This window comes from Sporolactobacillus sp. Y61 (assembly GCF_040529185.1).
In the GTDB taxonomy this organism is placed as follows: Bacteria; Bacillota; Bacilli; order Bacillales; family Sporolactobacillaceae; genus Sporolactobacillus.
This window is the reverse complement of the sequence record NZ_CP159510.1, coordinates 680,904-705,928: the sequence shown is the minus strand read 5'-3', so window position 1 is coordinate 705,928 and position 25,025 is coordinate 680,904. Positions and strand designations below refer to the sequence as shown.

General features: G+C 48.3%; 22 protein-coding genes. All 22 read left to right on the top strand.

All coding sequences use genetic code 11. From position 1 onward, the window contains the following. Positions 1-50: 50 nt before the first annotated feature. The gene (gene mfd, locus ABNN70_RS03545; RefSeq protein ID WP_353948768.1) at positions 51-3,608 is read left to right on the top strand and encodes a transcription-repair coupling factor; all 3,558 of its coding nucleotides are present in this window, start codon (positions 51-53) and stop codon (positions 3,606-3,608) included. 171 nt (positions 3,609-3,779) lie between these two features. Beyond that, positions 3,780-4,316: a stage V sporulation protein T gene (spoVT, locus tag ABNN70_RS03540; RefSeq protein WP_129929964.1), complete on the top strand. Its 537-nt coding sequence runs from the start codon at positions 3,780-3,782 to the stop codon at positions 4,314-4,316. 126 nt (positions 4,317-4,442) lie between these two features. Continuing rightward, the gene (locus ABNN70_RS03535; protein ID WP_353948767.1) at positions 4,443-6,044 is read left to right on the top strand and encodes a polysaccharide biosynthesis protein; all 1,602 of its coding nucleotides are present in this window, start codon (positions 4,443-4,445) and stop codon (positions 6,042-6,044) included. A 123-nt stretch (positions 6,045-6,167) separates the two neighbouring features. Further along, a complete protein-coding gene (locus tag ABNN70_RS03530; RefSeq protein WP_129929965.1) occupies positions 6,168-6,443 on the top strand; it encodes an HU family DNA-binding protein in 276 nt (91 codons plus the stop codon). Further along, entirely contained in the window at positions 6,440-6,697 is a 258-nt protein-coding gene (locus ABNN70_RS03525; protein WP_129929966.1) for an RNA-binding S4 domain-containing protein, read from the top strand. Before ABNN70_RS03530 ends, ABNN70_RS03525 begins: the two co-directional genes overlap by 4 nt. A gap of 78 nt (positions 6,698-6,775) precedes the next feature. Next, entirely contained in the window at positions 6,776-7,084 is a 309-nt protein-coding gene (yabP, locus tag ABNN70_RS03520) for a sporulation protein YabP (protein ID WP_129929967.1), read from the top strand. Then, entirely contained in the window at positions 7,081-7,668 is a 588-nt protein-coding gene (yabQ, locus tag ABNN70_RS03515; protein ID WP_129929968.1) for a spore cortex biosynthesis protein YabQ, read from the top strand. The genes yabP and yabQ overlap by 4 nt, the downstream gene beginning before the upstream one ends. 13 nt (positions 7,669-7,681) lie before the next feature. Continuing rightward, positions 7,682-8,068 carry a septum formation initiator family protein gene (locus ABNN70_RS03510; protein ID WP_129929969.1) on the top strand — a complete coding sequence of 129 codons (387 nt, stop codon included), beginning with the start codon at positions 7,682-7,684 and terminating at the stop codon, positions 8,066-8,068. A gap of 67 nt (positions 8,069-8,135) precedes the next feature. Further along, complete coding sequence (locus ABNN70_RS03505) at positions 8,136-8,555, top strand: S1 domain-containing RNA-binding protein (RefSeq protein ID WP_353948766.1); 420 nt, start codon at positions 8,136-8,138, stop codon at positions 8,553-8,555. Between the two features lie 526 nt (positions 8,556-9,081). Then, complete coding sequence (gene spoIIE, locus ABNN70_RS03500) at positions 9,082-11,559, top strand: stage II sporulation protein E (protein WP_206184322.1); 2,478 nt, start codon at positions 9,082-9,084, stop codon at positions 11,557-11,559. Positions 11,560-11,648: 89 nt separating this feature from the next. Beyond that, complete coding sequence (locus tag ABNN70_RS03495; protein WP_129929971.1) at positions 11,649-12,383, top strand: VWA domain-containing protein; 735 nt, start codon at positions 11,649-11,651, stop codon at positions 12,381-12,383. Positions 12,384-12,408: 25 nt separating this feature from the next. After that, complete coding sequence (locus tag ABNN70_RS03490) at positions 12,409-13,302, top strand: protein kinase (protein WP_353948765.1); 894 nt, start codon at positions 12,409-12,411, stop codon at positions 13,300-13,302. A gap of 49 nt (positions 13,303-13,351) precedes the next feature. Continuing rightward, positions 13,352-14,788 (top strand): tRNA lysidine(34) synthetase TilS, encoded by a 1,437-nt coding sequence (gene tilS, locus ABNN70_RS03485; protein WP_353948764.1) that lies wholly within the window; start codon positions 13,352-13,354, stop codon positions 14,786-14,788. Continuing rightward, positions 14,785-15,333: a hypoxanthine phosphoribosyltransferase gene (gene hpt / locus ABNN70_RS03480; protein WP_129929973.1), complete on the top strand. Its 549-nt coding sequence runs from the start codon at positions 14,785-14,787 to the stop codon at positions 15,331-15,333. The genes tilS and hpt overlap by 4 nt, the downstream gene beginning before the upstream one ends. A gap of 159 nt (positions 15,334-15,492) precedes the next feature. Further along, positions 15,493-17,508 (top strand): ATP-dependent zinc metalloprotease FtsH, encoded by a 2,016-nt coding sequence (gene ftsH / locus ABNN70_RS03475; protein ID WP_353948763.1) that lies wholly within the window; start codon positions 15,493-15,495, stop codon positions 17,506-17,508. Between the two features lie 100 nt (positions 17,509-17,608). Further along, positions 17,609-18,391, top strand: coding sequence for a type III pantothenate kinase (locus ABNN70_RS03470; RefSeq protein ID WP_129929975.1), 783 nt, complete (start codon positions 17,609-17,611; stop codon positions 18,389-18,391). 1 nt (position 18,392) lies between these two features. Beyond that, on the top strand, positions 18,393-19,274 hold the full coding sequence (hslO, locus tag ABNN70_RS03465; RefSeq protein ID WP_353948762.1) for an Hsp33 family molecular chaperone HslO: 882 nt from the start codon (positions 18,393-18,395) through the stop codon (positions 19,272-19,274). Positions 19,275-19,393: 119 nt separating this feature from the next. Continuing rightward, positions 19,394-20,314, top strand: coding sequence for a cysteine synthase A (gene cysK, locus ABNN70_RS03460; protein WP_129929977.1), 921 nt, complete (start codon positions 19,394-19,396; stop codon positions 20,312-20,314). A 224-nt stretch (positions 20,315-20,538) separates the two neighbouring features. Continuing rightward, a complete protein-coding gene (locus ABNN70_RS03455; protein ID WP_129929986.1) occupies positions 20,539-20,742 on the top strand; it encodes a helix-turn-helix transcriptional regulator in 204 nt (67 codons plus the stop codon). Between the two features lie 227 nt (positions 20,743-20,969). Then, positions 20,970-21,113 (top strand): hypothetical protein, encoded by a 144-nt coding sequence (locus ABNN70_RS03450; protein ID WP_353948761.1) that lies wholly within the window; start codon positions 20,970-20,972, stop codon positions 21,111-21,113. A gap of 113 nt (positions 21,114-21,226) precedes the next feature. Next, entirely contained in the window at positions 21,227-22,537 is a 1,311-nt protein-coding gene (locus ABNN70_RS03445) for a transposase family protein (protein ID WP_353948760.1), read from the top strand. Between the two features lie 400 nt (positions 22,538-22,937). Beyond that, complete coding sequence (lysS, locus tag ABNN70_RS03440; RefSeq protein ID WP_129929978.1) at positions 22,938-24,434, top strand: lysine--tRNA ligase; 1,497 nt, start codon at positions 22,938-22,940, stop codon at positions 24,432-24,434. The last annotated feature ends 591 nt before the right edge of the window (positions 24,435-25,025 follow it).

Here is a 25,025-nt window from a genome sequence, read left to right as displayed (position 1 = left end):
TTGGCCGGGCGTCAAAGCGTTTTTCGGTTTAAAGAAAGAGAGGTTGGCCCATGCTTGGCCTGAGCACACTCTATAATCAAAAAGTAAGTGAAATTCGTACCGTACTTGAAGGATATGCAGAGGGCATGACGCGGCAGCTCTTATCCGGATTGTCCGGAGGGGCGAAAGCGCTCTGGATAGCATCACTTTACCGGCAGCGACCTGGAACGGTTGTTGCTGTGACCCATAATCTGTACCAGGGCCAGAAGCTGTTTAATGATTTGTCTGAACTGATAGATTCAGAGGAATTGTTCATGTATCCGGCCAATGATCTGATTGCCTCGGAGTTTGCCACGGCAAGCCCGGAACTTCTGGCACAGAGGATTGATGTACTGAATCATCTGGTCCTTGGGAAAAAGTGTTTGATTGTGGTACCTGCAGCCGGACTGAAAAAACTTCTGGCTCCTCCGCACGTCTGGAAAAAAGGGATGATGCGTTTTGAGGCAGGGGCGCAGGTTGATCTTGATCAAACGCTCAAGAGATTTGAGGAAATCGGATATGAGCGCGAGCCGATGGTCACTGGCCCTGGTCAATTCAGCCTCAGAGGCGGCATTATCGATATTTTTCCACTGACCGAGGAGCACCCTCTGCGTATTGAGTTGTTTGATGATGAAGTCGACTCCATTCGCTACTTTGACAGTGAGACGCAGCGTTCCCTTGAGACCGTGCAAAAAAGCCCGGTGATCGGCCCGGCCCGGGAGCTTCTTCTGTATGATGAAAGTTATGAACGTGCGGCAGCGGCTCTTGAGAAAATGCTGGCAAAAACATTGAATAAGGTCACGGATTCTTCGGTGAAAGCGCTTTTAAGTGAAAGGATCGGAGCCGATCTGGAAGCACTGAAACAGCATGAGACCTTTCCGGATATCGCCAAATACACCCGGCTTTTCTATATCAAGGCCGAGACACTGACCGATTATCTGCCGTCTGATGCGCTGGTCGTGTTTGATGAGGTCAGCAGGATTCAGGAAATGGCTGCCCGGCTTGATCATGAAGAGGCAGAGTGGCAGGTCGATATGCTGCAAAAAGGGGCTATTGTAGCCGATTTACTGATTACCCGTGACTGGACGTCACTTGAGGAACAACTGAAGCAGCCGATTCTGCTTCTGTCCCTGTTTTTGCGTTATCACGGGCCGTTTCAGCCCCAGAATGTCATCCACTTAACGTGCCGGTCCATGCAGAATTTTCATGGACAGATCAATCTGCTGAAAACGGAAGTCGACCGGTGGATGAACAGTGATTTTGCCGTTGTGTTTCTTGCTTCCGGCAGGGAACGTGCTGAGCGGCTGGAACAAGTGCTGGAGGATTATGGAATCGATGCGGAACAGGCATCGGATAAGGCACTGCCGGAGTTCGGACGGAACCAGATTATGATTGGCAATTTTGATAATGGGTTTGAAATGCCGCTTCAGAAACTGGCTGTGATTACAGAAAAAGAAGTTTTTACCAGAAAAGCAGGGAAAAAACGTCATAAAGGCCGTAAGCTGTCCAATGCGGAACGTTTGAAAAATTACAATGAGCTGAAAGTCGGCGACTATGTGGTTCATGTCGATCACGGTATCGGGCGTTACGCAGGAACGGAAACCCTTGAAGTCAATGGAACGCATAAAGATTATCTTCAGATTATCTATAAAGGGAACGACAAGTTATATGTCCCTGTTGAACATATTGACCAGGTACAGAAATATGTCAGTTCGGAAGGAAAAGAACCGAAAATCTATTCTCTGGGCGGCGGGGAATGGAAGAAGGTTAAAAGCAGAGCAAAATCGTCCATTCAGAACATAGCCGATGATCTGATTAAGCTGTATGCAAAGCGCGAAGCAAGCAGGGGGTTTGCCTTTCCGAAAGACGGGGCGGCCCAGAAAGCATTTGAAGCCGCTTTTCCCTACCAGGAAACTGCCGATCAGCTTCAGGCGATTGAAGAAATTAAGAAAGATATGGAAAGTGAGAAGCCTATGGACCGCCTCCTGTGCGGTGACGTCGGTTATGGAAAGACCGAAGTGGCGCTGAGAGCTGCCTTTAAGGCTATTGAAGGCGGTAAACAGGTGGCCTTTCTTGTCCCTACAACGATACTTGCCCAGCAGCATTATGAGACAGCACGTGAGCGATTTGAAGATTTTCCCGTGTCGCTTGGCGTCATGAGTCGTTTTCGTTCGCGCAAGGAACAAACGGAGACGATTAAAGGGCTGAAAAACGGGACCACTGATATGGTGATCGGTACACACCGTCTGCTGTCGAAGGATGTCCGTTTTAAAGATCTGGGTCTTTTGATTGTCGATGAAGAGCAGCGTTTTGGGGTCACGCATAAAGAGAAAATCAAGCGACTTAAGGCAAATATTGATGTCCTGACCCTGACAGCGACGCCTATTCCGCGGACACTGCATATGTCGATGCTCGGCGTACGCGACCTGTCAATCATTGAGACGCCGCCGGAAAACCGATTTCCTGTGCAGACCTATGTTATGGAATACAATGAGGCCTTGATTCGCGAGGCGATTGAGCGTGAGATGGCCCGTGGCGGGCAAATCTATTTTCTGTACAACCGAGTTGAAACCATACAGCGGATGACTGAGATCATTTCACAGCTTGTTCCGGATGCCAACGTGACCTATGCTCATGGACAAATGAAGGAATCGGAGCTTGAAGCTTCCATGATCGATTTTCTCGATGGAACAGATGATGTGCTTGTCAGTACAACAATTATTGAGACCGGTGTCGATATTCCGAATGTGAATACGCTGATTGTTTATGATGCCGATAAGATGGGGCTGGCACAGCTTTACCAGCTGCGTGGCCGTGTCGGCCGATCTAACCGTGTGGCTTATGCCTATTTTACTTATCAGCGCGATAAGGTCATGAACGAGGCCGCAGAGAAACGGCTTCAGGCGATTAAGGAGTTCACTGAACTGGGATCCGGGTTCAAAATTGCGATGAGGGATCTGTCCATCCGCGGTGCCGGGAATCTGCTTGGGGCCGAGCAGCACGGATTTATTGATTCTGTGGGTTACGATCTGTATTCGCAAATGCTTAAAGAAGCTGTCGAGGAGCGGAAAAGCGGCCAGAAAAGCGGTCAGAAACGCGAGGCGCTTCCTCCAAAAGCCACCATCGATATTGAAGCGGATGCGTATATTCCTGATGCCTATATTGAGGATTCCATTCAGAAAATTGATATGTACAAGCGATTTAAAGGGGCAGAAAGTCTCCAGGATCTGGACGACCTTAAGGATGAGATGATCGACCGCTTTGGGGATTACCCGCATGAAGTTGCCGATCTTTTCCGGATTGCATCGCTTCGCGTGATGGCCGACAGGCTGATGATCGAAGAAGTCAGCAGGAAGGATACCGGCCTGACGGTCATTTTTTCGGAAATGGGCTGGAGAAGGCTGGACAGAGAAGAACTGTTCAAGTCGATTAGTAAAATGAATCTGGATATCGGCTTTGCTTCTGAAGGGGCAAAAATGAAATTAACGTTAAGGGAGCATGTACGAAGGCAAAATCAGTTTCTTGATGATGCTCTCAAATTTCTGAAGGAGATGCTGCCCCTTCAGAGGACCCCGGAAAAAGCCGGATAATTTGGGCGTGGCATGTATACTTTGGACTCCGGCGCGAATAATAACGCAAGGAATACATGATTTATCCTGTGCGTTCAGACCGGAACGGGCGAGTTGGGGCGGAGTGATCCGCTGCCATTCATTCGGGGAGGAGTTGAACGACCTCTATAACGAAAGTGAGGACATCCTTGTATGAAAGCAACTGGCATTGTCCGCCGTATTGATGATCTCGGGCGGGTTGTCATTCCAAAGGAAATACGCCGCACACTGCGCATCCGGGAAGGGGATCCATTGGAGATCTTTGTCGATCATGACGGTGAAGTGATCTTGAAGAAGTATTCCCCGATGAGTGAGCTTGGGGATTTTGCCAAAGAATTTACGGAATCGCTGGCAGAGCACTCGGGTAAACTGGCAGTCATCAGCGACCGTGATGCAGTCATCGCCGTGTCAGGCGGACCGAAGAAAGCGTTGATGGATAAAAGGATCGCATCGGCTCCCGAACATGCAATGGAGCTCAGGCAGACCCTACATGAAAAAAACAGGGGCGAGCAGCTGATCGATGGTCAGGATGAGTATAAGGGGCCCTATGTCATCGCCCCGATTATTGCCGGCGGAGATCCGATTGGAACTGTGATGCTGATCGAAAAAAATGACGGAACGCTTACCGACGTGGAAATAAAACTGGCGGAAACAGCCGCCGGGTTTCTCGGCAGGCAAATGGAACACTAGAGCCGCCTGCATGCTGTGCGGCGACTGTAATATGATCGTAAGAGGGAGGCACGTTGTCGCCCTCTTTTATTCATGCAGCGAGTAAGCGGACTATGATATAATCCACTTTAAGAAGGATCGATAAAGGTGGACGCATTTGTGCGTGAAGTCAGGAATAAAGGGAGCCGGATCTGGCGCGGAGCGATGACTCTGACCGCCGCCGCTCTATTGGTCAAGGTCATGAGTGTGGCCTACCGGCTCCTGTATCAGAATTTTGCCGGGGATGTCGGTTTTTACGTCTATCAGCAAATTTATCCGTTCTATGCGATTGCGGTAGCTATTGGCGGGACTGGATTTCCCATTGTCATCGCAAAGTATCTGGCCGAGTCTGAAGCAGGCGGGTGGAGAAAACAGCAGATTCTGCATCATGCCCTCATTGCGCTTCTTATATTGTGCAGTTTGCTGTTTTTTCTGCTTTTTTTTGTTGCCGGGCCTCTGACAAAGGCGATGGGTGATAAAAGTCTTGAACCGCTGATCCGGTTCACGTCAACCGTCTATCTGTTTGTTCCGCTGATTGCCGTTTTACGCGGCTATTTTCAGGGCAGACATGAAAATATGCTGCCTACAGCGGTTTCACAGATCAGCGAACAAATGGTTCGTGTGCTGCTGATCATCGGCCTGTCCTGGTACCTGTTTCTGCATCACGGGACGCCTTATCAATTCGGACTGGCGGCGACGGCCGGTTCGGTCATTGCACCTGTTTCGGCGCTGGTCATTCTGATGTGTTTTGCCGGTACACGGCCATTGTCACGCCTGGTGATCCGGCGCAGCACGCGAGAAACATTCGACGGGAAACTACTGAGAGAAATACTTGAAACGGGCTGCCTGTTCTCTATTCTGGCGATGCCTCTCATCGCATTCCAGCTGGCTGATGCGCTGACGCTGATCCCGCTGCTTGGAGAAGCCGGCGTCCCGGATCCACGGGTTGCGAAGGGGGTTTATGACCGGGGGTACCTGCTCACTCAGTTTGGGCTGATTGCTGCCGCTTCGCTGACGGCAACGATGATTCCCGGACTCGCCCGGCTGACTGCCCTGAAAAGCCGGAAAGAAATGCAGCGACAGGCGGGTCTTGCGCTGCGGCTCAGTCTTGCTTTCGGACTGGCAGCCGCCGCAGGACTCGCTTCCTTAGGTAAAGAAGTCAATATCATGCTGTTCCGAAATGCTGAAGGAACGCCGACCTTTATGCTGATTGCTTTTGTCATGATGACCCTGTCCGTTGTTCTGACGAGTTCAGGAATTCTGGAGGCGTCCGGCCGGCCGTGGCTGCCGTTCTGGCATTTGCTGACCGGGGCGATCGTAAAATGCGGCAGTAATCTGCTGCTCGTTCCCCTGTTCTCTGTTTCCGGTGCAGCCGTCGCGACCCTGCTTGCTACAGCGCTCACGGCATGGCTGAACATTTGGGCGTTGCGTCGCTTTGCGCTTCTGGACAACCTTCCGGTCACCCGTCTGGCCAGACTGGTTGGGGCTGTTTTTATCATGGTGCTGACCGTGTGGCTCTGGAAAAGCGGCATCGGCGGGCTGATGCCGCAGACGCGTGGATCGGCGGCTGTTGTAGCTGTGAGCGGCAGCATAGCAGGAGGACTCCTGTTTCTGGTTCTGCTGCTTCTTTTCAGGTACTTCAGTCCCACTGATCTGATCCGTCTCCCGCTGGCCGGTAAACATTTTCAGAACAGAAGGAAACATTGCTGATGACCTGTGCCACTTCTCAGGGTGGCTATACTGTGATCCTTCCCGCGGATATGATAAAATGAACGAAAAAGCATTCCTGTACGCGTAAAACTGGAATGAAAGCCGTAATTGGAGGAATAGAAGATGAATAAAAATGAAGTGATTCAGAGGGTTGCCGGCCGGACCGGTTTTACCCGAAAAGAAACTGAAACGATTGTAAACAGTCTGCTTGATGAGATCATTTCAGCTTTGGATCATGAGGAAAAAGTACAGTTTGTCGGATTCGGGACATTTGAAGTGCGCAGGCGGGCAAGCAGAACCGGCAGGAATCCGCAAACCGGGGAGTCGATCACGATCCCGGCAACAAAGGTACCCGGATTCCGGGCAGGTAATAAATTGAAGGATGCTGTAAAAAAATGAGACTGGATAAATTTCTGAAGATTTCTCGCCTGATTAAGAGACGGACGGTTGCAAAGGAGATGGCGGATCAGGGCCGCGTGGATATCAACGGTCGGCCGGGGAAAGCGAGCAGTGATGTCCAGACCGGTGATGTGCTGGTCCTGCATTTCGGCCAGAAAAAGCTGACTATACGGATTACCCTTTTGAAAGAAACGGTAAAGAAGGAAGAAGCCGCTTCATTGTACGAAATTATTGATGAAAAGCCTTCAGCCTGAAAGAAGCAGCAGATCGGAATAAGTCGGTTCTAACCCGGACGACCCCCTCATAATCTAGTGGAAGAGGGAGGGAGTCCGATGGTTCAATTTTATGGAAATCAGCTTCCGAATAAGGACAAGCCGGTACAAAATCATGATCTTATTCTGAAAAGCCGGAAGACGATTGAAATAACAGGGGTTAAACATGTCGAAAGTTTCGATCATGAAGAGTTCCTTCTGGAGACTGTTATGGGATTTCTTGCAGTTAAAGGTTCCTCACTGAAGATGCAGAATCTGAATGTGGAACAGGGCGTAGTCGTGATCGAAGGACGGATTTTTGAAATCAGTTATCTGGACGATCAGAATGGGGCAGCGTCCAAAGGCTTTTTCGGCAAACTGTTTCGATGACACTGGAAGATCAGTTTCAATCTCTTGGCCTGATGGTTCTGATGGGGATCTGGATCGGCGCCTCCTTTTCGGTTTATCACTTTTTTATCCGACCTGAAGGGAAACAGCGCCGGATACTGCTCCTGATCGCAGACCCCCTGTTCTGGATCATGCAGGCTCTTTTGCTGTTTTCCCTGCTGCTCCCGGTCAATGATGGACAGCTTCGTCTTTATCTTTTCCTGGGCATTCTGCTTGGGTATTCAGTTTATAAAGCGTTGCTGGAAGGGCCGTTTATGCACGGGTTCATCCGTCTGGTTGCTCAAATTGTCCAATTGTGGCAATTTACCGCAAAGACTGTCCGTCTTTTATTGCTGCGTCCGCTCTTTTTCCTATTGAAGGTTGTCTGTAAATTGTGTAAAATGACGTTGAACACCATTTTGCGCATTCTGCTCTTACTGCTGAATGTTCCTCTGAAGATCATCCGCGGTCTCCTCTATCTTATTCTGCCGGACAAGTGGCTGATTCGTTTCAGGACAGAGTGGGTTCGTTTTTCCCGTATTTTAATGAAAGGCCTGGCATTCCTGAAGGGGAAAGTCGGCAAATAAAGGAGGACAACCTATGGATCAAATGGTATCACAGCGTGTGACGCGGCTCCGGACAGAATATGTTCAGACCCGGGAGATTGCCGAAAAACGAAAGAAGAAACGCCGCAGAGGACTGATACGCCGGCTGGCGGCGTTTGCCGTTGTGTTTACTGTGATCTGTACGGTGATGGCTGCCTCCCTTGTTGCCCAGGGGCATCAGATGGATCAGGCCCTTGCACATAAAGCGGCACTGGAAAAACAGATTGATACTTCCGATAAACATATCAGTCAGTTGAAGAAGGAGATTACGCTCCTTCATGATGACGATTACATTGGTCAAATCGCGCGACGTGATTATCTGATGTCTGATCAGGATAAAAATGAAATCATTTTTTCCCGGCCTGGACAGGAAGAACATTGACAGGCTCTTTTTTTGCTATGTATAATAAGATGTTGAGAGATACTAAACTAGGAGGAAGCCTTTTTTTATGTCAATTGAAGCGGGCAGCAAGCTGAAGGGTAAAGTGTCAGGTATAACCAACTTCGGGGCTTTTGTTGATTTGCCGGGCGGCAAAACAGGATTGGTTCACATTAGTGAAGTTGCAGATCGGTATGTTAAAGATATTCACGACGTTCTGTCGGTTGGAGATGAAGTAACGGTAAAGGTACTGCAGGTGGCACCTGACGGAAAAATCGGGCTGTCCATTCGCAAAGCTGTCGATAAACCGAAGGCGACCTCATACCGAGGACCAAGAGGAGGCAACCGAGGAGGCAACCGACGTTTTACCCGGGAGCCGAGCTTTGAAGATAAAATTTCCCGCTATCTGAAAGACAGTGAAGACCGCCTGTCCACACTTAAACGTCAGACAGAATCAAAACGGGGCGGCAGAGGTGCACGAAGAGGCTGATCCCCCGTTCATCGATAAGATAAAGTTCAGAAGAGCATCCGGAACAGGACCGGTGCTCTTTTTTATTTGTTTTAATGAAAATATTCGGCAGAAATCTTGTGCCTTCAGGCAGGGGATAAATGCCTTCCATTATTTTTAAATATGGTCGTTCTGGCTTAATAAGCGGAGCTTTTCCGCTTAAATGCAAAATAGAACGGGCTTCAGAATCTAATAAGCGGAGAAATTCCGATCAGGCAATGAAAAATCCCCCCTTTTCATGTTTTTTGAGTCAATAGGCGAAATCCCTCCGTCTATTAAAGCGCGCCTTTATCTCTTTTACTAAATTAAGCGGAATTTTTCCGTCTAATTTATTGAGCCACCGGGCAGCGGCGCCGGGTCACCCGTCGCCGGATCTTCACTTCTTATGACTGAGGCCGGTGAATTCCGTCGAAGTTTTTTTTAACCACGATCCTTTATTATGACAAATTATGGGCTTCTGTTGTGATTTAATGAATCATACACTATCAGGTTAAAGGTGGCGAAAGGTATGATTCAGAGAATTGGCAGTATTGCTGCACGTGGTACAGATCCGCTGGCTGAAGGAGCCGGCATTTCCTCAAAACAGATGCAGATCGGCCGGTCGATACGGAAAGCCATAATCAAAACCATTCTGAAGACGGATCTATTCTTTCTGATCGCCGGGTTTCTGCTGGGACGCGCTGTGATCCTGTCCAGCCTGACCCCGTTTATTCTGCCATTTTTTGCAACAGTGTTCTGGCTGAACAGGAAAAAAAGATGGCAGGCCTCCATGATGGCGATATTCGGTGCACTGACTGTTTCGGTCGGACTGGCCTTCTACAGTCTGATGGCTTTGATGGTATTTCTTTTTGTCAGACATATTGCGAGACTGATCAGTAAAAAAAATGAAGTCAGATGGCTGCCTGTTATGGTGTTTATCTCCGCCTTGTCTGTCCGGCTCCTCTATCAGGCTGCGTTTACACTGAACCTTGTCTGGACCGACCTGATGACCGCTGCTGTTGAAGCTTCGCTTGCCATCCTGGTGACATTAATTTTCATCCAGAGTGTGCCACTTCTGTCCAGCAGAATGGGTCGCAGGTTATATAAAAATGAAGAGATTATTTGTTTTGTTATCCTTTTATCTTCGATTCTTGCGGGAACAACCGGATGGGCGATCATGGATGTTTCGATTGAGCATGTTCTGGCCCGATATGTCGTTCTCCTGTTCGCACTGGCTGGTGGAGCAGCCATTGGATCAACGGTGGGTGTTATCATGGGTCTAGTACTCGGTATGTCGAGCAGCTCCAGTCTGTACCAGATGAGTCTCCTCGCTTTTTCGGGCGTACTTGGCGGTCTCCTGAAAGAAACAGGAAAAGCCGGCGTCGCGGCAGGCCTGTTCATCGCGACGCTTCTTATCGGGCTTTATGGAGGAGGTTACAGTGGTCTGGTTCCGGAAATGCTGGATTCGCTGATTGCCGTTTCTCTCTTCATGCTGACCCCAAAAGGGCTGATGGACAGGCTTGCCTCTCTCATTCCCGGTACCAGGGAGTATCAGAAAGAGCAGCAACAGTATGTCCGGAAACTCAGAGATGTGACGGTCAGCCGAGTGGAACAGTTTTCCAGCCTGTTTCAGACCCTTGCCCGCAGCTTTCATGCACCGGATCCGGATACGGAACATGAAGATGATCTCTTTTTAAGCAAGGTGACGGCGAATACCTGCCAGAACTGCTATAAAAAGGAATACTGCTGGGTTAAAAATTTTGATCAGACCCATAAAATGATGCTTCAGCTGAGAGAAGAAACCCGGTCAGACCGGAAAGGGGTCCATTCGTCGGCAGAACGAAAATGGCGGGCGTATTGTTCTATCCCGGATCAGACCCTTGGTGCAATTGCAAGAGAACAGCGTGTATCGGAGATTCAGGAACTGATGAGGCATAAGGTCAAGGAAAGCCAGCGCCTTGTGGCAGACCAGCTTCATGGCGTCTCACGCGTCATGGGGGATTTTGCAAGTGAGATGAAACGTGAACGCGGGCTCCATGACCGGCAGGAGGAGATAATTCTCGCCAGGCTTCATGCTGTCGGTCTGCGCGCAGAAAGTGTGGAAATCTACAATCTGGAGTCCGGGTCGATCGATATAGAGGTGGTCCTCCAGCATGACGATTATGGTGCCTGTGAAAAGGTTATTGCACCGCTTCTGTCAGATATTCTCGGCGAAAATATTGTTGTATCAAAAAAACAGGAAGGCGAAATCACAGGTGCCCCGTTTAGTGCCGTGTTCACATCTGCCCGGGCTTTTGAGATAGAAACCGGAGTGGCAACCGCGGCACGGGGCGGCGGGCTGGTCTCGGGAGACAATTATGCACTGTTCGAAGCGGGTGCGGGAAAATATGCCCTTGCAATCAGCGACGGAATGGGCAGCGGCGAGCGGGCGGGTGTGGAGAGTAAAGATACCTTGCAGCTTCTGGCCAAGGTTCTGAAATCGGGAATCCACGAAACACTGGCGATCAAATCTATTAATTCTATCCTGTCTCTGCGCTCGACAGAAGAGATTTATGCGACCCTTGACCTTGCACTGATTGATTTGCAGAATGCCAAATCGAAGTTCCTGAAGATCGGCTCAAATCCGAGTTTTATTAAACGGGGAAACAAGATCTGGATTCAGGACAGCGGCAACCTGCCAATCGGCATGATTGAAGACTTTGATGTCGATGTTAAAACAGAGCAGCTGAAGTCCGGAGATCTGCTGATTATGATGAGTGATGGCATTTTTGATGCACCCAAGCACATTGAAAACAAAGAACTCTGGCTGAAAAGAAAGATAAGGGAATTACAGACCGATCATCCCCAGGAAGTCGCCGATCTGATTCTTGAAGAAGTGATCCGGCTGACGGGCGGGCGGATCGATGATGATATGACCGTCATCGTGGCCAGGATCCGTCACTATCTGCCAAAATGGAGTTCCATTCCGGCGGGTGGAAACAAACAAAGGCTCAGCCGTGCAGAGTAATCGGGAAGCTCCATTCTTTTACGGCGGGCGGTATAGAAACTCTCTTTCCTGTCTATGATAATGCTAGATTCAGGGAAGGAGCAGAGCAAATGAAAAAAGCGACAATCAGACAAGTTCTATTAATCACGGACGGCTGCTCCAATCAGGGCGAAGATCCGATTGCAATGGCCGCTCTTGCAAGGGAACATGGACTTGTTGTCAACGTCATTGGTGTTCTGGACCGTTTTGACAGCGAGGACAGCAGAGGATCTCAGGAAATTGAGGGCATTGCGCGTGCCGGGGGAGGGATCAGCCGTATTGTACAGACCCGGCAGCTTGTTCAGACTGTCCAGATGGTCACGAAACAGGCCATGACACAGACGATTCAGGGTGTTGTCAATCAAGAGCTGCAGGAAATCCTCGGGGATTCAGGGACGATGGAGGATCTGCCTCCCGAAAAAAGAGGAAAAGTCATGGAAGTTGTGGAAGAACTGGGTGAAACGGTCAGTCTTGAGGTGTGCCTGCTTGTAGATACAAGTGCGAGTATGAAGATGAAACTGCCGACGGTGCGGGAAGCCCTGACCGACCTGTCACTGAGCCTTTCAGCACGTATGGGAGCAAATCAATTCTGTCTTTATTTATTTCCCGGGAAAAGAAAAGTGGTCAATAAGGTCATTTCCTGGACGCCCCAGCTGGATCATATCGAAAAAGTTTTCGACAAAATCACCACTCACGGTATCACGCCGACGGGACCGGCTATTAAAGAGGCGATGAAAAGTTTCAACGTCCTGTCGAAGAAGAATCAATTATTCCGTGACGAACTGTATGACGATGGACCGCGCTGACCTGAATTTTACAGCGGGTACCCGCATGATCGGAAAATGGCACGGGAAGACTTATCATCTGCTACGAAAACTGGGCAGTGGAGCACAGGGCACGGTTTATCTGGCTGTTTCCGGGAAGCAGAAGAAGGTTGCTGTGAAACTGGCCAGGGATCGAGCTTCCCTGATCTCTGAGATCAATGTACTGAAAACGTTTCAGAGTTTTCCGGGAACGCCACCGGGACCGGAACTGTATGACAGCGATGACTGGGTGATACAGGGGAGAGAGACGATCGCTTTCTGCGTCATGGAATATTTATCGGGTGAACCTCTGGACAGGGCATTAAAAAGGAAACCCTTTGAATGGGTGACGGTTTTTCTTATTCAACTGCTTGGTCAGCTTCAGAACTTGCACAGCCGCGGTTATATATTCGGAGATCTCAAGCCGGAAAATCTGATATTGATTGATCCCGGTTACTCGCTCCGCTGTCTCGATTTCGGAGGAGCCACACGTCTGGGGCGGTCAGTCAGGGAATATACTGAGTTTTATGATCGCGGCTATTGGGGCCTCGGCACCCGCAAGGCGGATCCCGGTTACGACTTATTTGCCTGCGCCATGATCATGATTTACGCTGCCCTCGGCCGGCGAATAAACAGAAATGGGCAGCCGGATCAACAGCTTTTCAGGGTTATAGAAAGTAACCCGAAGCTGTTTCCGTTTAAAAAAGTTCTTTATTCCGCGTTGAACAGCCGGTATGATTCAGCCGGCCGAATGCGAAGTGAGCTGATGCAGCAAATAATGGAGATAAGCCGTGCCGGGCAGCCGCGGAAGCTGCAGAGAAAAAAGAAGGGGAGTCCGGCAGGTGAATGGATCAGAGCGGGATTTTCTGCCGCTTTAATGGTGACAATTTATGTGATTTGTGTCATTCTGTACGTATTATAAGTGATCAGCAAAACATGAGAAAACGGCGGAATGAGGAGTACACGGCATCATGGATGTACAGGAAAGTGTGACACAATTTATACGTGCCCATCATCTGATCGCACCCGGCGAAAGTCTGGTCGCCGGAGTCAGTGGCGGTGCGGATTCCATGGCTTTGCTCTGTTATCTTTTGAGCAGAAGAAAAGCCTGGTCGCTCCGGCTGACCGTCTGTTCTGTCGACCATGGTCTCAGAGGTGCAGCGAGCCGGGCGGATCTTGAATATGTGGCTGCTTTTTGCCGGGAAAACGGTATTATTTTCCGTGGGAAAACAGTCGATGTCCGTTCATACAGCCTGAGGGAAAGATTAAGCACGGAAGCCGCGGCACGGACACTCAGATACCGGGCCTTTGCTGAAGTGATCCGCGAATTTCACGCAGACGCGCTTGTCCTTGCCCATCATGGAGACGATCAGGTGGAGACCATGCTGATGCGTGCCGTCAGGGGGAGTGCGGGAAGAGCACGGGCCGGCATACCCGTCCGCCGGCCATTTGCCGGAGCAGAAATTATCCGTCCTTTTCTGACGCAGACGAAGGCAGGGCTGGAAGCTTACTGCAGAGAAAAGGGCATTCACCCGCGGTACGATACGACCAATGAGTCGGAACATCATACAAGAAACCGGTTCAGGAAGCATGTGCTTCCCTTTCTGAAAAGGGAAAATCCACTGGTACACCTGAAATTTCAATATGAGAGCGAATGTATATCAGAGGATGAAACCTATCTGAACCAACAGGCTGCAGCGCATCTTCAGCAAGTCATTCTTCAGAAGTCGGATGACTCCATAAAACTGTCCATTCCTGTTTTACTGTCGTTGCCATCTCCTTTACAAAGGAGGCTAATTCATCTAATATTAAATTACCTTTACATGAACCAGCATAGTAAGCCATTGCATCAATCTATACATATTGAGCATTTACTTCAGCTGCTGCGTTCCAGTCAGCCTTCGGGCAGCACTTATTTTCCTCATCAGCTTACTGCGAGAAAATCTTACACGACCTGTTTGGTCGGTCTTATCCCTCCTGTCAAGGAGGATAGTTATAAGACTGTTCTGAATATTCCCGGACGAACAGAAATTCCGGCGGGAACGATCCGTGCACAATTTCTCAATCAGGAGCAGTACAGGAAAAGTGTGCCGGGACCTGCAGATATGATTCTGAACTGGTCAGAGAGCGATGCTCCACTGACCGCCCGGTCCCCGCGCCAGGGAGATCGTATGATTCCCAATGGGATGGAGCATGCTCAGAAAGTCCGGCGGATCTTTATTAATGAAAAGATTGATCGAAGGCAGCGTTCGATTTGGCCGCTGGTCGTTGACGGGAAGGGTTCCATAATCTGGATGCCCTTACTGAAACGGGCAAGGGATCTGGAGCCTGGAACTCCCGGAAACAGGAAAAGATATCTGAAGCTGACTTTTGTACCGGCTGAAGATTTTGGGAGGACAGATGGATGAAGGAAGATGTCAGGGAAATATTAATTACAGAAGAGGAAATCCAGAAAAAAGTGCATGAGTTCGGCGAGATGCTCTCAAAAGAATATGAGGGACGTTTTCCGCTTGTCGTCGGTGTACTTAAAGGTGCTCTTCCTTTTATGGCAGATCTGATGAAGCACATGCCCATACAGATTGAGATTGATTTTATGGATGTATCCAGCTATGGTAATTCCACGGTCTCTTCAGGTGAAGTCAAGATTCTTAAGGACCTTGATACATCGGTGGAGAATCGTGACATTCTCATCGTAGAGGATATAATAGACAGCGGCCTGACGCTGAGCTATCTGGTGAAACTGTTTAAAACAAGAAAGGCGAAAAGCATAAAAATAGTGACGCTCCTGGACAAGCCATCAGGCAGAAAAAATAATATCAGGCCCGATTTATCCGGATTTACCGTCCCCGATGCCTTTTTGGTCGGCTACGGGCTCGACTATGCGGAAAAGTACCGCAATCTTCCTTTTATTGGTATTTTGAAACCGGAAATTTATAAATCCGTGAATGAGTGACAGATGTTCCGCCACGAGAAAGTTGACTGACCCTTCCAGATTGCCGGTTCATTTCGGGAGGGCCGCGGGACATTTTCGAAAAAGTTTAATTTGTTGAGGGAAATTATCGGTCTGTGGTACTATTATCTATGGTTTGGTTAGAGCGGGAGGAGGTAAGGCATGAATCGACTTTTTAAGAATATCCTGATATACTTATTTATTTTCGTCGTGATCATTGGCATTGTCAGCTGGCTGACAGGGTCCAACAAAAGCGTAAAGCCGATGACTTTCACCGCCCTCCAGCAGAATCTTGCGGACGGCAATGTGGAACGTGCAACACTGCAGCCTGAAGGCAGTGTTTATTCAGTAACCGGCCGCCTGAAAAGTTATGATGAAAATACAACTTTTAAGGCTTATATTCCGGCAAGCGAAAAAGCGGTTAACCAGATTACTGATATGGTGAAAACCAATCTCGATGTAAAACCGGAGGAACGGACGAACGGGTGGATTACTCTGGCCACCTCGCTGCTTCCTCTGATCATTATCTTTTTCCTGATCTTTTTCATGCTGAATCAGGCGCAGGGCGGCGGCGGCCGTGTCATGAATTTTGGAAAAAGTAAAGCAAAACTTTATTCACAGGATAAGAAGAAAGTCACTTTTAAAGATGTTGCGGGTGCAGATGAAGAAAAACAGGAACTGGTGGAGATCGTTGATTTTCTGAAGGATCCGAGAAAATTTGTTGCCCTGGGCGCACGAATTCCCAAAGGGGTCTTGCTTGAGGGACCTCCGGGGACTGGTAAAACATTACTTGCAAGAGCCGTTGCCGGTGAATCCGGCGTGCCGTTCTTCTCAATCAGCGGTTCGGATTTTGTGGAAATGTTCGTCGGGGTCGGTGCTTCCCGTGTCCGTGACCTTTTTGAACAGGCGAAGAAGAATTCGCCCTGTATCATTTTCATCGATGAAATTGATGCCGTGGGCCGTCAAAGAGGTGCCGGGCTTGGCGGCGGGCATGATGAACGCGAACAGACACTGAACCAGCTGCTTGTTGAAATGGATGGATTTGGTGCTAATGAGGGCATTATTATTATTGCAGCAACTAACCGTCCGGATATTCTTGACCCTGCACTTCTGCGTCCGGGCCGTTTCGACCGTCAGATACCGGTCGGGCGTCCGGATTTAAGAGGCCGGGAAGCCGTGCTGCATGTACATGCACGGAATAAACCACTGGCAAAAGATATTGATTTAAAAACAGTGGCCAGAATGACCCCTGGATTTTCCGGTGCCGATCTGGAAAACCTGCTTAATGAGGCAGCCCTTGTTGCCGCAAGGGCAAATAAGAAAGTCATCAATATGGAAGATATCGATGAAGCGGTTGAACGCGTCATCGCCGGTGTGGCTAAAAAATCCCGCGTCATTTCCAAAAAGGAACAGAGGATTGTGGCCTATCATGAATCCGGCCATACCATTATCGGTCTTGCCCTGAACGGCGCGGATGAAGTGCATAAAGTCACGGTTATTCCGCGTGGTCAGGCAGGCGGATATACCGTATCCCTGCCGAAAGAAGACCGGGGCATGCTCACGAAACCGGAACTTCTGGAAAAAATATGCGGTCTGCTCGGCGGCCGTGTGGCTGAAGAGGTCACTTTCGGTGAAGTATCGACAGGGGCAAGTAATGACCTGCAGCGTGTGTCCAATCTGGCCCGCCGTATGGTGACCGAATTTGGCATGAGTGAGAAACTTGGTCCGATGCAGTTCGGAAATAATAACAACGGTCAGATCTTCCTCGGACGTGACCTGCAGAACGACCAGAATTACAGCGACACCATTGCTTTTGAGATTGACTCTGAAGTGCAGCAAATCATCAAGGAACAGCATGAGCGCTGCAAACGGCTGCTTACTGAGCATCGTGATCAACTCGAAAGTATTGCCCAGAATCTGCTTAAATATGAGACGCTGGATGAAGGTCAGATTAAATCGCTGTATGAAACAGGTAAATACATCGAGCCGAGCAAGAACCGTTATGCTTCTCAGGATGAAGACCAGGAAAAGACAAAGCCCGATAAAAGCTCTGAATCCACAGACCCTGGGGATGGGGATATGAAAGTGAATATTCATTCCCGTGATCAGGAGACGCCGGACAAGAACAAACCGAAAAAGACAGACGCTCCGGATACTCCGGATGATAAGAAGATTTGATCGGGGATAATGGAAAATAAGATAAAGAGGGCATTTCCAAACAGGAGGTGCCTTCTTTTTTTTAGAAAGCGAAGAATGATACGGATGCGGGGTGGAGAAAATGCTTTTTGTATGTGATGTGGGTAATACAAATATCGTTATGGGCGCTTTTAATGAGGGTGAACTGATCAATCACTGGAGAATTTCAACACATACGGAGAAAACGGAAGATGAGTTTGCCATGCTCATAAACAATATGCTTCAATACAGCGGACTTTCTTTTCAGGATTTTGACGGCGTGGCCGTATCAACGGTCGTTCCATCGGTGTTGTTTGCTCTGGAACGCCTGTGTGAAAAGTATTTTCACCTCACCCCTTTGATCGTCGGGCCGGGGATAAAAACAGGATTGAATCTGAAATATGAGAATCCAAGGGAGATTGGTGCCGATCTGATTGTCAATGCAGTTGCCGCTGTTCATGATTATCAGGCCCCTATGATTGTCATTGATTTTGGCACAGCGACCACCTACTCCTATATTGATGAACATGCCAATTATATCGGTGGTGCTATTGCACCCGGGATTAATATTTCGACAGAAGCTCTGTATCAAAAGGCATCAAAACTGCCAAGAATAGAAATTGCCAAGCCGCCGCATATTGTCGGGCGAAATACCGTTCATGCGATGCAATCCGGCGTCCTGTTCGGTTATGTCGGGCAGGTTGAAGGTATTGTTTCACGGATGAAAATGCAGGCGAAAAAGAAGCCTGTCGTTATTGCTACAGGTGGATTGTGCACCCTGATCTCCGGTGAGACGAAGGTGATTGATCATGTAGACAAGCTGCTGACTCTCAGGGGCCTTAATTTTATTTATCAGCGCAATCGTCAGATGGAAAGGGGTTCATAAGATGAGCGATTATTTGATTAAAGCGCTGGCCTGTAAGGGTACATTACGGGTCATGACCACAGTGACGACAGATACCGTCCGGGAGGCGCAACATCGTCACGGCACATGGCCGACCGCATCGGCAGCGCTCGGAAGAACGATAACGGCAACCCTGATGATGGGGGCCCAGATGAAAGGTGATGAAAAACTGACAGTCACTATTCAGGGGGGCGGTCCGATCGGTGTCATTGTCGCCGATGCAGACACCGCCGGTAACGTCCGGGGGTATGTGACCAATCCCAGGGTCCACTTCGAACTGAATCCGCACGGCAAACTGGATGTGGCCCGGGCAGTTGGTAAAAATGGATTTCTGAGCGTCGTCAGGGATCTGGGTCTTAAAGATAATTTTACAGGACGTGTTCCGATGGTGTCCGGTGAAATCAGTGAGGATTTTACATACTATTTCGCCCGTTCAGAACAGATACCTTCCGCAGTCGGAGCAGGTGTCCTTGTCAATCCGGATCATACCGTCCGGGCATCCGGCGGCTTCCTGATCCAGGTTCTCCCCGGGGCAGAGGATCATGTGATCACTCAGGTTGAGGATCGGCTGAAGGTAATTCCCCCCATATCGAAACGGATTGACAGTGGCCGAACGCCGGAAGATCTTCTGCAGGATCTTTTCCCTGAAAAAGACTACAAAATTCTTGAAAAGATGCCGGTCAGATTCCATTGTGACTGTTCTAAAGAAAAGTTCGGTACCTCCATAGCCCACCTGGGTGAAGCGGAGATCAGGCAAATGATTGAAGAGGATCATGGGGCGGATGCGACATGCCGGTTCTGCCAGAACAGTTATCACTACACCGAAGCAGAATTAAAAGCCATGCTTCACCCCAGCCAGGGATGAAAAAATGATTTCTTATTCAACTTATATCTAATTAGTTGACCTCACGGTGCAGGGTTGATAATATAGTATATAAATCATACATGATTACTACGAATTTAGGACAAGGGAGAGAGATAAAGATGACTGTAGCTAACTCAGTAACAGAACTGATTGGAAATACGCCTGTCGTACGTTTAAACCACCTGACCGGGGAAAATGACGCTGAATTATATGCCAAACTCGAATACTTCAATCCCGGAAGCAGTGTGAAAGATCGTATTGCTCTGTCGATGATTGAAGCTGCCGAAAGGGATGGCAAACTGAAGCCGAATGATACCATTATCGAACCAACAAGCGGGAATACCGGAATTGGTCTGGCACTTGTAGCTGCAGTCAAAGGGTACCGGGCTATCCTCGTGATGCCTGAGACGATGAGTATCGAACGGCGTAAGCTGTTTAAGGCTTATGGAGCAGAAGTGATCCTTACACCGGGTGCCCAGGCGATCAAGGGATCTATTGCCAGGGCTCAGGAACTGGCTCAGGAAAAAGGCTATTTTCTGCCGCAGCAATTCAAGAATCCGGCAAATCCTGAAGTGCATTACCGGACAACAGGCAAGGAGCTGGCTGAGGCCTTTGATTCACTGGATGCTTTCGTTGCCGGTGTAGGTACCGGAGGAACATTAAGCGGTGCAGGTAAAGCGCTGAAAGAGCGGTTTAAAGACATTAAGGTCTATGCTGTTGAGCCGAAAGATTCGGCTATTTTGAATGGCGGCAAGGGCGGACCGCATAAAATTCAGGGTATTGGTACAGGATTTGTTCCGGATACTCTGGATACGAAGGTCTATGATGAAGTCATTGATGTCTCCAATGAACAGGCGTTCGAGTACGCCCGTCAGGCCGGAAGAAAAGAAGGCGTTCTGGCAGGTATCTCAGGAGGCGCTGCAATCTATGCCGGCATTCAGGTAGCAAAGAAACTCGGTAAGGGTAAAAAAGTTGTAGTTATCGTACCGGATAATGGAGAAAGATATCTGAGTACACCGCTTTATCAGACTGAGGATTAACTGACATTTGCTGAAAAAGCGAAAAAATACGGGGGAGGACAGAAACGATCATCTGTCTCCCCCGTTTTCTCTGTCCGGTGCCGGATAACGTATGAGAGAGAAGTCTGTGCTATACTGTTTTTATCGGATCAGGGCCGTGCATGAGAGGCTCTGTCGGGATGGCAAGTTGCGCGTTTACACTCCGGATTTGTGGACGAAGAAATAAGAAGGAGTTCGATTTGATGATTAAGGACGGGCAATGGGGAAGGAGAATACGGGCATTCCGTAAACTGAAGGGATACACTCAGACAGCGCTGGCAAAAGAACTTGGTATTTCTCTGACGCTGCTGGGAGAAATTGAAAGGGAAAACAGAGTGCCTGAGGCTGAACTGATTCAGCGAATATGTGATAAACTTGGCGTAACGGTTTCTGAAATGAAAGAGTTATAAGAGGTGGACGGATGTTTAAATTGGACGAGTTGAATTGAAAAACAGGGTAGTTCTCTCTCCGATGGCAGGAGCACGCAACGCTTTTTCCGCCTGATTGCCGGGCGTTTTGGTATCGGCCTGGTCTGTGCAGAAAGGGTAGCCGGCCACGGCATGATCCATTATAATAAAAGGACGATGAACAGGCTCTTTGTTCACCAACTGAGGGAGAGCATCCGGCTGTTCTCGAAATGCGTAAACATGCGGCCTGGCATGTTAAGGGATTACGGAGCGGTAACGAAGTCGGGAAAAAGATCAATGTCTGCAATACTGCCGGGGAATTCCGCGAACTGCTGGAAACATACGTCCGGGAATCTGCACTTGTCCAGCTCTGAGGAGTAAAAATTCTTCGCGATAAAATCAACAACAGCCCCCTAAATAATGCTATATATGAGATAATTTAACAGTAATAAATCCCATAATAGTGCTATTTTTTTAGGAGGTTCTTATGATTACACGGAAAGAGAAACGAGAGCAGGAGAAGAACGTCAATTATTTTCTCGAGTTTCAGAAAATATGCCATCATTTCTTTAAAGGATTCACCAACAGGCTCAGAAAGGTCAAAGATCCGAGACATCAGAGTTATGTCACCTATGATTCAGACTTGATGCTCTGGATGATGATCCTGAAAAATGTCTGTCAGTTCACCAGCATGCGCAGCCTGAGCAACGGACTTAATCGTGAAGAATGTATCGATAACCTGCAAAAGATGCTCGCTACTCAAGAGCTTCATGAACTGCCCCACTATGACACGATCAACGATTTCTTGTCGCGGCTTGATCCGAAGGAGCTGGAAAACATTCGCATCGGTTTAATCCGGGAGCTCCTCAAAAAGCGGTGTTTTGAGGCCGAACGGATCGAGGGGAAGTATTGGGGGATTATCATTGATGGGACCGGGCTTTTCCACTTTAACAAGAAGCATTGTGCACATTGCCTGAAACGCGAACATACCCACAAAAAGACCGGAGAAACCTGGACGGATTACCAGCATCACGTTCTGGAAGCCAAACTGGTCGTTGGGGACATGGTGCTGAGTATCGACTCGGAATTTATAGAGAACGAGCACGAGGACGTGACCAAACAGGACTGTGAACGTCGCGCCTTCGAGCGCCTGAGCACCCGATTGAAAGCGACCTTCAAGCGTCTGCCCATCTGTATCCTGGCGGATAGCCTATATGCGTGTGAATCCGTCTTTCAGCGATGTGAGGCTAACCGCTGGAAATACATGTTTCGCTTCAAAGCAGGCAGTATTCCGAGTGTGGCGCAGGAATTCGAGGCGCTGAAAGCGCTGAAGTATCGGGGACAATCTGCAACGACCTACTGGGTGAATGACATCGCCTACCAGGAAAGAAAACTAAATGCCCTGGAAGCTACGGTTCAGGAAAAAGAAAAAACGCACATCTTTCTGTTTCTGACCAATCTGCCTATCACGGAGAAGAAGGCAGAGGTGTTGGTAGCGGTTGGGCGAAGGCGCTGGAAGATTGAAAATCAGGGGTTTAATCGACAAAAGCACGTACAGTACGCCATTCAACACGTGAACAGCCAGAATCATCAGGCGATGAAGAATCACTATCTTCTTACACAGATTGCGGATATTTTGATGCAGTTATATGAAAAGGGGTCAAAGCTGCTCCGTACGCAAAAAAAGACGGCAAAAGAAATATCCTCAGCCCTGTTAGAAGCGATTCGGACACGCAGATTAACAGAGGAGGATATGGCTAGCCTGGTGAAACCGATGCAAGTCCGGTTCACCGGGTAAGAACAGTATATCAGAAAGGGGGAATGCAAGGCAAAGCTACAGTCAAAAAAAATTAAAAAAGGCCATCAAAATTTGGCTTGTCTCTTTTTCAAAAAAAGCGGAAAAGCAGAAATGGAAATATATGTAAAATCAGATCAACTATTCGCATGACACGGAGGGCCTCACAAAAATTTACTCCTCAGAGCTGGCACTTGTCGGACAAAGTTGACAGTATTTCTTAAATTCTCTATAATTCGGATAGATAACAGACTGCCGGTGTTCGCTGGCAGTTTTCTTTATGAATCGGGAATATGACGCGACGGGACGAATCTGCGGGTAATGGATCCGGCGGGAAGTCATTTTCTAATCCGCATCAGAAATCATGACATGACACGAGAATCGACTGGAGGTTGAATAACATATGAGTCAGGAAGTGGATCTGACTGATCAGCTTCAGGCCAGACGGGAAAAGCTGAAGATTTTAATTGAAAAAGGGATTAATCCCTTTGGCGGACGATTTGAACGGACGCATAATACGGAAAAAATCCACAAACTTTACGATACTTTCAGCGAAGAAGAGCTGGAGGAAAAAGCAGTACATGTTGTCACTGCCGGCAGGCTGATGGCAAAAAGGCGTAAAGGAAAAGCAGGATTTGCAGATATCAGAGATTTCGAAGGGAAAATACAGCTTTATATCCGTAAGGACAATGTCGGTGATGAGCAATATGATCTTTTTAAACATATAGACATCGGTGATTTTGTAGGGGTTGAGGGAACGGTATTTAAAACCCGCGTCGGTGAACTTTCAGTTAAGGTAACCCATTTCTCCATCCTGACTAAATCGCTGCGCCCGCTTCCGGACAAGTTTCACGGACTGAAGGATGTTGAACAGCGCTACCGTCAGAGATATCTGGATCTGATTGTCAATCCGGATGTAAGAAAGACCTTTGTACTCAGAAGTAAAATTGTTCAGACTATCCGTGATTATCTGAACGAACTGGATTATCTCGAAGTAGAGACGCCGACGATGCACGACATACCGGGCGGAGCGGCAGCAAGGCCCTTTGTTACACACCATAATGCACTGAATATGGATCTGTATATGCGGATTGCCATTGAACTGCATTTAAAGCGACTGATCATCGGCGGATTTGAAAAGGTGTATGAAATTGGCCGTGTTTACCGCAACGAGGGTATTGATACAAAACATAATCCGGAGTTTACCATGCTTGAGCTCTATGCCGCATATGATGATCTTCGTGATATCATGACACTGACGGAGAATTTGATATCGTCAGTTGCCAGTAGAGTACTTGGCAGCACAGTCATTACTTATGAAGGTCACGAGATAGACCTTAAGCCAAAATGGCGGAGAGTGCACATGGTCGATGCAATCAAAGAAGCAACCGGTGTAGATCTCTGGCCGAAGATGTCAGATGAAGAGGCACGCAGACTGGCTGCAGATAATGGTGTCAAGGTTCAGGAAAACATGACTTATGGACATGTAGTCAATGAATTCTTTGAACAGAAAGTAGAAAACACACTCGTTCAGCCAACCTTTGTTTTTGGTCATCCGATTGTGATCTCGCCCCTTGCGAAAAAGGATCCGAAAGATCAGCGTTTCAGTGACCGCTTTGAGTTGTATATTGTTGGTCGTGAATACGCGAATGCCTTCAGTGAACTGAACGATCCGATTGATCAGCGTCATCGTTTTGAAGATCAGATGCGTGACCGCAAAGCCGGCCTTGATGAAACACAGGTTATTGATGAGGATTTCCTGGAAGCAATGGAGTATGGTATGCCGCCGACCGGTGGTCTCGGGATAGGTATCGACCGTCTGGTTATGCTGCTGACCGATTCATCATCAATCCGTGATGTACTGCTTTTCCCTCTAATGAGAAAGCGTGAGGATAAGTAAGCAGGAAATACAAAAAGATTGAAACAGGTATCGCCTTCTTACAGGTGTGCTTCAGCACCCGGGAGGCGATTTCTTTATACATTCAAAAGCATAAAATGATTACGGGGTAAAGGTTCAGAAAAACTAAGCCACTTGCAGTTCCTGCGTCTGCCCGCTGTTCCCGCAGGAATTTTCCACATCTTTCGCTCCAATCAACATATGAAGCATAAACATCACTTAAGGGGGGATGGAATAATCTGTGTCCTTTGCAGGGATTCACTGCGGCTTTATTGACAAAACAGAAAAATACTGATAATATTTTACTGTTGCTGATAAGTCATAAGCGACCATAATTTGGTTATTGACTTTTTTCGGTACGCTCTTTAAAATAGATTAAGTTGTCGTTGGAGAGCTCATGTCTGTTTATGAAAAAAGTAATTGTCGATTTGCTGTTGACAATCACTTTGCTTGTTGGTAAAATAGACGAGTCGCTCAAAGAGGACAACATGGAATGTTCCTTGAAAACTGAACAAAAGCCAAGCGTGATTTAAGGGGTTTATCCCCTGATCAATTCAATTTGCTATGGATCTTATGAACGAAAAAAGTCTGACC

Excerpts from the sequence above, each read along its gene's own strand:
- ABNN70_RS03495 (WP_129929971.1), top strand. The coding sequence starts at position 11,649 with ATGAAAAAAGCGACAATCAGACAAGTTCTATTAATCACGGACGGCTGC.
- ABNN70_RS03490 (WP_353948765.1), top strand. The coding sequence starts at position 12,409 with ATGATCGGAAAATGGCACGGGAAGACTTATCATCTGCTACGAAAACTG.
- ABNN70_RS03505 (WP_353948766.1), top strand. The coding sequence starts at position 8,136 with ATGTCAATTGAAGCGGGCAGCAAGCTGAAGGGTAAAGTGTCAGGTATA.
- ABNN70_RS03510 (WP_129929969.1), top strand. The coding sequence starts at position 7,682 with ATGGATCAAATGGTATCACAGCGTGTGACGCGGCTCCGGACAGAATAT.
- mfd (WP_353948768.1), top strand. The coding sequence starts at position 51 with ATGCTTGGCCTGAGCACACTCTATAATCAAAAAGTAAGTGAAATTCGT.
- spoIIE (WP_206184322.1), top strand. The coding sequence starts at position 9,082 with ATGATTCAGAGAATTGGCAGTATTGCTGCACGTGGTACAGATCCGCTG.
- lysS (WP_129929978.1), top strand. The coding sequence starts at position 22,938 with ATGAGTCAGGAAGTGGATCTGACTGATCAGCTTCAGGCCAGACGGGAA.
- tilS (WP_353948764.1), top strand. The coding sequence starts at position 13,352 with ATGGATGTACAGGAAAGTGTGACACAATTTATACGTGCCCATCATCTG.
- ABNN70_RS03450 (WP_353948761.1), top strand. The coding sequence starts at position 20,970 with ATGCGTAAACATGCGGCCTGGCATGTTAAGGGATTACGGAGCGGTAAC.
- hpt (WP_129929973.1), top strand. The coding sequence starts at position 14,785 with ATGAAGGAAGATGTCAGGGAAATATTAATTACAGAAGAGGAAATCCAG.
- ABNN70_RS03445 (WP_353948760.1), top strand. The coding sequence starts at position 21,227 with ATGATTACACGGAAAGAGAAACGAGAGCAGGAGAAGAACGTCAATTAT.
- ABNN70_RS03530 (WP_129929965.1), top strand. The coding sequence starts at position 6,168 with ATGAATAAAAATGAAGTGATTCAGAGGGTTGCCGGCCGGACCGGTTTT.
- ftsH (WP_353948763.1), top strand. The coding sequence starts at position 15,493 with ATGAATCGACTTTTTAAGAATATCCTGATATACTTATTTATTTTCGTC.
- yabP (WP_129929967.1), top strand. The coding sequence starts at position 6,776 with ATGGTTCAATTTTATGGAAATCAGCTTCCGAATAAGGACAAGCCGGTA.
- cysK (WP_129929977.1), top strand. The coding sequence starts at position 19,394 with ATGACTGTAGCTAACTCAGTAACAGAACTGATTGGAAATACGCCTGTC.
- ABNN70_RS03525 (WP_129929966.1), top strand. The coding sequence starts at position 6,440 with ATGAGACTGGATAAATTTCTGAAGATTTCTCGCCTGATTAAGAGACGG.
- spoVT (WP_129929964.1), top strand. The coding sequence starts at position 3,780 with ATGAAAGCAACTGGCATTGTCCGCCGTATTGATGATCTCGGGCGGGTT.
- yabQ (WP_129929968.1), top strand. The coding sequence starts at position 7,081 with ATGACACTGGAAGATCAGTTTCAATCTCTTGGCCTGATGGTTCTGATG.
- hslO (WP_353948762.1), top strand. The coding sequence starts at position 18,393 with ATGAGCGATTATTTGATTAAAGCGCTGGCCTGTAAGGGTACATTACGG.
- ABNN70_RS03470 (WP_129929975.1), top strand. The coding sequence starts at position 17,609 with ATGCTTTTTGTATGTGATGTGGGTAATACAAATATCGTTATGGGCGCT.